The 7,270-nt window shown below is 50.3% G+C and carries 7 protein-coding genes; 3 read left to right on the top strand and 4 right to left on the bottom strand.

The features are described 5' to 3' along the window. Positions 1-149 precede the first annotated feature (149 nt). The 4 genes from Q384_RS12250 to Q384_RS12270 form a co-directional block, all read right to left on the bottom strand. Positions 150-2,261 carry a heavy metal translocating P-type ATPase gene (locus Q384_RS12250; RefSeq protein ID WP_051941034.1) on the bottom strand — a complete coding sequence of 704 codons (2,112 nt, stop codon included), beginning with the start codon at positions 2,259-2,261 and terminating at the stop codon, positions 150-152. A gap of 68 nt (positions 2,262-2,329) precedes the next feature. Then, positions 2,330-2,698, bottom strand: coding sequence for an ArsR/SmtB family transcription factor (locus tag Q384_RS12255; RefSeq protein WP_037588650.1), 369 nt, complete (start codon positions 2,696-2,698; stop codon positions 2,330-2,332). 34 nt (positions 2,699-2,732) lie between these two features. Further along, entirely contained in the window at positions 2,733-3,029 is a 297-nt protein-coding gene (locus Q384_RS12260; RefSeq protein ID WP_037588652.1) for a hypothetical protein, read from the bottom strand. Positions 3,030-3,380: 351 nt separating this feature from the next. Beyond that, on the bottom strand, positions 3,381-5,237 hold the full coding sequence (locus Q384_RS12270) for a bifunctional chorismate-binding protein/class IV aminotransferase (RefSeq protein WP_051941038.1): 1,857 nt from the start codon (positions 5,235-5,237) through the stop codon (positions 3,381-3,383). Between the two features lie 194 nt (positions 5,238-5,431). On the opposite strand from Q384_RS12270, the gene dusA reads away from it, so the two are divergent. The 3 genes from dusA to Q384_RS12285 form a co-directional block, all read left to right on the top strand. Further along, entirely contained in the window at positions 5,432-6,379 is a 948-nt protein-coding gene (gene dusA / locus Q384_RS12275) for a tRNA dihydrouridine(20/20a) synthase DusA (RefSeq protein WP_037588655.1), read from the top strand. Beyond that, positions 6,376-6,879 (top strand): hypothetical protein, encoded by a 504-nt coding sequence (locus Q384_RS12280; RefSeq protein ID WP_037588657.1) that lies wholly within the window; start codon positions 6,376-6,378, stop codon positions 6,877-6,879. Before dusA ends, Q384_RS12280 begins: the two co-directional genes overlap by 4 nt. A 93-nt stretch (positions 6,880-6,972) precedes the next feature. After that, on the top strand, positions 6,973-7,270 hold a 298-nt coding region (locus Q384_RS12285), incomplete at its 3' end, for a transposase (protein ID WP_037588659.1).

A 7,270-nucleotide genomic window follows, 5' to 3' on the forward strand; every position in this document is an offset into this window, starting at 1 on the left:
ATAATGTATAACGACGATAGGGGGCGATAACCGTATTTATACGGGCGGGGGGAAAGAATCCCCCCACACCATTTTCAACATTTCACCGTAAGCGCGTCCGTTAGTCTTTTCGGCTATGTCGTAAAACGGAGCGCAGAAGTCCCAACAGGTCATTTCGCTGTCACCGTCCTCATGGCCCGCATAGCGTTCAGGATGGCGATAACCGCCACGCCCACGTCGCCGAAAACTGCTTCCCACATCGTGGCGTAGCCCAGCGCGCCCAGCGAGAGGATTACGCCTTTAACCGCCAGCGCAAACACTATGTTCTGCATAACAATCGCCCGCGTTTTCTTTGAGATGCGGATTGCGTCCGCGATTTTCGACGGCTCGTCGGTCATAAGCACCACGTCGGCGGCTTCAATCGCCGCGTCGGAACCCACGCCGCCCATTGCTATGCCAATGTCTGCCCGCGCCAAGACAGGCGCGTCGTTGATGCCGTCGCCGACGAACAGAAGTTTGCCTTTGCCGGTTTTTGCGTCAAACAGCTTTTCAAGCTGCTCTACCTTGTGCTGCGGCAAAAGTTCCGCGCAGACCGTATCCAGACCTAACTCGCGTCCGATTTTTTCACCTACCGCGCGGCTGTCGCCCGTAAGCATAGCCGTTTTTCTCACGCCAAGGGCTTTCAGTTCTGCTATTGCGTTCGCGCTGTCGGGCTTTACCTCGTCGGCGATGACGATATGCCCCGCGAATACGCCGTCAACCGCGAGATAGACGACTGTGCCAGCCGTTTCCGGTTTCTCAAACTCAATACCCTCCAACAGCTTAACGTTGCCCGCGAGTACGGTTCTACCGCCGATTTTCACGCGAACGCCGTGGCCCGCGGCTTCCTCATAATCGGCCGCGCCGAGGGCCGGTTTTCCGTAGGCTTTCATAATCGACTGCGCTATCGGGTGATTGGAGCCGGATTCCGCGCTTGCCGCGAGCCCCAGCAGTTCGTCCGCCGCGAAACCGTTCGCGGGGACGATTTCAGTCACAGCGAACACGCCCTTTGTGAGCGTCCCCGTTTTGTCGAACACGACCGTATCCACGTTGTGGAGCGCGTCAAGGTAGTTGCTGCCCTTGATGAGAATCCCGTTGCGCGACGCGCCGCCAATGCCGCCGAAGAAACTAAGCGGAATGGAGATGATCAACGCGCAGGGGCAGGACACGACGAGGAACACCAGCGCGCGGTTAATCCACTCCGACCAAACGCCGCCCAGCGCGAGCGGGGGGACGACCGCCAGCGCGGCCGCCGCGAACACTACGGCGGGGGTGTAATAACGCGCGAATTTAGTGATGAAGTTTTCCACGGGAGCTTTCGCGCCGCTGGCGTTTTGCACAAGGTCCAGGATTTTAGATACCGTGGACTCGCCGAACAGCTTCTTGACTTTAATCGTAAGCAGGCCGTTTTTGTTGATCGAGCCGGACAACACTTCCGAGCCGGGTTCAACATCGCGGGGGATCGCTTCGCCCGTCAGCGCGGAGGTGTCGAGCGCGGAACGCCCCTCTGTCACAACACCGTCCAGCGGGATTTTTTCGCCGGGCTTCACGACGATAAAATCGCCGACATTGACTTCCTCCGGCGAAACGCGCCTGACCTCGCCGCCGGTTTTTACGTTCGCGAAATCGGGGCGAATGTCCATAAGCGCGGTAATCGACTTCCGGCTTCTGCCGACGGCAAAATCTTGGAACGCCTCGCCGACTTGGTAAAACAGCATAACCGCCACGCCTTCCGGGTACTCACCGATGGCGAACGCTCCGATTGTGGCGATGCTCATTAAAAAGTTCTCGTCGAAAATCTGCCCTTTTGAGATGTTCTTTGCGGCGCGGAGTAGCACTTCGCCGCCTATAAGCAGGTAGCTCGCGAGAAACAGCGCAAGTTCAAGCCGCTGGTTCAGCTCGAATGCCATACCGGCGACGAACAGGACAGCGCCGGCGCCCATCAGGATTTTTTTGAGCGGCGATTCGTGTTCCTCGGTTTCAGCCTTTCGTGCCGATGCGTGTTCCTCGAACAGCGAAACCTTTACGTCAGGCTCAATCCGCGCCGCGATTTGGGCAATTTCCTCCAAAAGCGCCGGAAAACGAGAATGGTCGCTGGCAGTAAGCGTCATTTTTTGCGCCATCATATCGACGGACGCGGACTTCACGCCCTCTAATTTCGCCGCTCCGCGCTCAATCTTCGCCGCGCAGTTTGCGCAGCACAAGCCCTCAAGCCTGATTTCTTTTTTGATAACCGTTTCCATAGTTATGCCTCCTTTTATAAGTGAACGATTGACAATATGTTCAACTGTTTACGTAAAAATTTTTCCCTCTATCTTTCGCGGACGTGCAACAAACCCTGCTTAAAGACATTGCCGACGTGCTCGTCGTCAAGCGAGTAGTACACCACTTTGCCGTCCTTGCGGTTTTTGACAAGCCGCGTTTGCCGAAGTTGGCGTAACTGGTGAGAAATAGCCGATTTCGTCATACCGAGCAGCACGGCGATATCGCAGACGCACATCTCGGAATGTTGCAAGGCGCAGAGTATCTTCACACGTGTTGAATCGCTGAACACCTTGAATAAATCCGCCAAATCCATTAAAACGGCTTCGTCAGGCATCTTTCCCCTGACTTCCACGACCACTTCTTCGTGAATGGAATCGCAGTCACAGCGGTCAAGCTCAGTATTTTGTATTGCCATAGGTTCACATCCAAACGATTGAACAGTTGAATTATTATGCACCTATAACAACATATCCAATTAAGGTTATCAAGAGGTTTTTGAAAAAAATTGTGAATTTTTTGTGAATGAAAGAAGATTGTGGCGCAACCCTATCATTAGACAACGTTTGTGCAACAAGATTTCTGACCTCACTGGCGGCACGGGCATAGGAGAGCTTGGCCTTTCCTTCAAGCCCTCGCAAACGCTGCCTCTGTCCTTTAACCTTGGGGTACAGGGTTATGTGGGCAAAAGAGAGGGCATTACGGGCAGCTTGCAGTCCAAATGGGAATTTTGAAGACAGGAAAAACAAACACCGCTATTGCCTATCATGCGCGGCGCGGCGTCATAATGATGGCAGACCGCGCCGCGTACTTTTTTATGATGCCCAGCGCATGGGGTCAACGTGGACACAGTATCCGCATTGCGGCGACTAACATCGCCGAAAGGAGAACGGCGATACAAGGCGCAAGTGCGCCCGCGCGGCCAGCTCCAAGCTCCAAAAAAGTGCGGGTAAAATATTTTTTACTATGAAAATTCATGTGGTTATTATATATTCGACGTTCTGAATAAACAACACAACACGGTGAATTTTGACATCATGTAGCTCTTTCGGCAGCAATACCGTGTAACCATATATTTCAGGCTGCCTGAAACAACCCTATTACAACAATAATATTTCATCTATTGCTACCGCACCACGCAAAGCATTGCACACAATCCATTGCTCTGCTTGTTGTATTTCATCATAATGAATCTTTCGTTCAATCACATTCAAACTGCCTAAATGGGTTTGCGGATCTGCCAGAATCGCTTGGCGCATCACACCGCTTAGCAGAGGCAAATCCAAATCGGGCGTAAACCATTGCCCGTTAAGACGAACAAAAACATTGCTGCGCCCGCCTTCCAGCAAGTATCCGTGTTGATTAAATAACAACGCATCAAATGCACCATACTGCTCTGCCATTTGCCAAGCCTGGTCATAAACGGTTCGGCAAGTTGTTTTGTGGCGGCTTAAAAAATCGGCATTGATTTGATTGCGTTGATGCACCAGCAATCGCACCGTTTCAGGTAAAGGGTTGGGCTCTCTGTATTCACACTGACAAACACCGCCGGCATCAATAATCATTTTGACACGAAACACACCTTTGCTTGGCACGGTATTTAAGGCTGCCTGAAAACGCTGCTGCAATTCTTGATCGCTGATCGGATATTGCAAAACAACGGCAGATTTTCGTAAACGGTGCAAATGCAAAGGCAGCAATGCACAACAACCATTATCCATACACAAAGTTTCGATAAGGGCAAATTCGGGCGGCAATTCTGCCAGAAATCGGCTTTTCCATTGGCATTCACGATATTCTTCCATACCGATACTGTCGGCAACAATACCTGAGCCAACCCCCATAACGCCGCAATAAGCACCGTTCTCTTCTTGCTGCAATTGCAAAGTACGAATCGCCACGTTCAGCGTACCGTGAAACCCCAAACCGCTGCGGCAAGGTTCTAAAAAACCCAGAGATCCTGTGTAAAGCCCACGCGGTGCTGTTTCGATTTGATTGATGATCTGCATACTCATTCGCTTGGGTGCGCCGGTAATCGACCCGCAAGGAAAAGCGGCACGCAATACATCGGCAAAACATGTATTTTCCTGCAATTGCGCACTCACTTTGCTGGTCATTTGCCATACTGTGCCAAACGCTTCCACGGCAAAAGCATCGGTAACCGCCACAGAACCGATTGCGGCGATTTTGCCCAAATCATTGCGCAATAAATCCACAATCATTACGTTTTCCGCACGGTTTTTGCGGTCTTGGCGCAATGCTTCGGCACGATCTGCATCTTGCCCGTCATGCAGCAAAGGCGCAGTGCCTTTCATTGGCTGCGCGTAAATCATGCCGCTTTCATCAATGCGTACAAACAATTCCGGTGAAAAACACAAAGTCCATTGCACCGCATCTTGATAAGGCAAACACGCCAATGCCCCATAAGGCACGCGCTGGCGTTCGCGCAAACGGCAATACAAGCGAATCGGTGAACCATAGCAGTCGAAATACAACCGCGTGGTGTAGTTAATTTGATAAGTATCGCCGCGTTCAATGGCTGCCTGAATCGCAGCAACGGCAGTCAGATAATCGTCTTTATCCGTATTGTTGCGTAAATAAGCAATACCGGCAGGTTCATGGTCATTGCCATCGCCCCGTTGCAGCCAGTGTTGCAATTGTGTTTCATTTAACCGAGTCTGCTGTGCAAACCAAAAGATATTCAGGCAGCCCGATTGATTCGGTGGGTTTGGTATTACAGATTGCAAACCGTAACCTGCTTCATAAGGCAAATACAACAGTGCATGCCAGCCGCGCCGCCAGCCTTGCTGCAAGCATCGGTCAATACGATTGATTTCATGATCAGCAATCACATCGTGAGCGCGCAGCTGCTGAAACAAGCGCGCTTGCCCGGTAATCGCATCGTCTAATACGGCGAAATACAGGCTGTCTGAAAAAGATGAGTGTGTGAATGTCATAAACGCAGAAGTGGTGTGTATGGGCAGCAATTATATTGGTAATGTGGTTTGATTTTGCAAAGCAGAACAAGTGAATGCTGCATGGTTATTATCCATAATCCGATAATAAGCATACGATTTGCTATAATATAATTTTGTGCAAATACCGATAAAATCTCATGAGTCTTCCGCCGCGCCGCTTGGCTGTCGCCCCAATGTTGGATTGGACAGACCGCCATTATCGCTACATGGCGCGCCAAATCAGCCGTCATACTTGGCTTTACACCGAAATGATACACGCAGGTGCGGTGGTGCATGGTGATGCGTTACGATTTTTGAACTTCAGCCCAATAGAAATGCCGCTGGCTTTGCAATTGGGCGGCAGTGAACCATCAAAATTGGCGGCGGCAGCCAAAATTGCCGCTGAATTCGGCTACAATGAAATTAATTTGAACTGCGGCTGCCCCAGCCCTAAGGTACAAAAAGGCGCGTTTGGCGCGTGTTTGATGAACAATGTCGATCTGGTGGCGCATTGTCTGAACGCCATGCAAGATGCCGTTTCTATTCCAATCAGCATCAAACACCGCATCGGTGTGGACAAACAAACCGAATATCAGCCTTTGGCAGATTTTGTTGGTACATTGCGCCGTAAAACCGCTTGCCGAATTTTTATCGTTCATGCCCGAAACGCTTGGCTGAATGGCTTGTCGCCAAAAGAAAATCGTGAGATTCCGCCTTTGCGCTACGATTATGTCTATCGCCTGAAACGCGAATTTCCTGATTTGGAAATTATCATCAACGGCGGCATCAGCACCAACGCACAGATTGCCGAACATTTGCAGCATACCGACGGCGTGATGATCGGGCGGGAAGCCTATCACAACCCCATGCTTATGCGTGATTGGGACTATTTATTTTATGGCAGTGAACACACGCCCATCAGCCATGAAGAACTGATTCACACACTTCACGCCTATGCCGCCGATCAATTGATTCAAAACAACAGCACAATCCTGCGCCACATGGTACGCCACTATTTAGGGCTGTTGCACGGACAAACCGGTGCGCGCCGCTGGCGGCAGATCTTGTCAGACAGCCGTCTGCAAGATAATAATGCCGATTTAATATTAACCGCATGGAATACCGCACAACCACCCTTATGAAAACTTCCGTTTCCGGTATTTTACCGATAATACTTTCAATCACCTTATTCTCCGTATCTGTGGCTAAAGCACAGGTTTACACCTGTATTATTAACGGCGAAACCGTTTACACTGCCAATCCGCGCGGTGAATGCCAAACCACACAGCTCCCGCGATTAGGCAGATACACAACGGATAAAAAGGCTTATCGCGCCACCACCCCCACCGTCAAAGCCAAACCGCGAGCCAACTACACCAACAAAGCAGATACCCAACCCTCTGTAAACATTGTTCCCAAAGGCAGTGATACGGCACGGCGTAATATTTTAGAACAAGAATTGGCTAATGAACGCATTGCACTGGCACAAGCTCAACAAGCACTCGCTGAAGGCCGAACATTAAAAAATACCGATAAAAAACAACATGAACAATATCAAAATCGTGTTCGTCAGCTGGAAAGTGCAGTGCTTGACCGCCAGCAAAACATTCAAGCACTGCAACGCGAATTGGGCAGAATGTAAATTCGGAATAACCTAAAAGATTTGACAAAAAAGCAAGGTAGTGTTCAAAAATCTGTGTCAATCCCCTAAACTATTCCAAATAGGAGACAACACATGAACAACCCCATATTCGACTTTAAAACAGCACTTAAACAGCTTCAATCAGGTCAAGCACTGACAGGAAAAGACGGCATACTCACCCCGCTTATCAAACAACTGACCGAAGCTGCTCTTGATGCCGAAATCGAACATTATCTCGAACAGAACCCACAAGAGCCCAACCGCCGCAACGGTTACACCAAAAAGACGGTCAAGGCAAATTCCGGCAGCTTTGAATTGGAAACACCGCGAGACCGAAACGGTGGTTTTGAGCCACAAATCGTCAAAAAAAATCAGACCAAGCTCTCCGAAG

The sequence above is a fragment of the Stenoxybacter acetivorans DSM 19021 genome, from assembly GCF_000745895.1.
Taxonomy (GTDB): Bacteria; Pseudomonadota; Gammaproteobacteria; order Burkholderiales; family Neisseriaceae; genus Stenoxybacter; species Stenoxybacter acetivorans.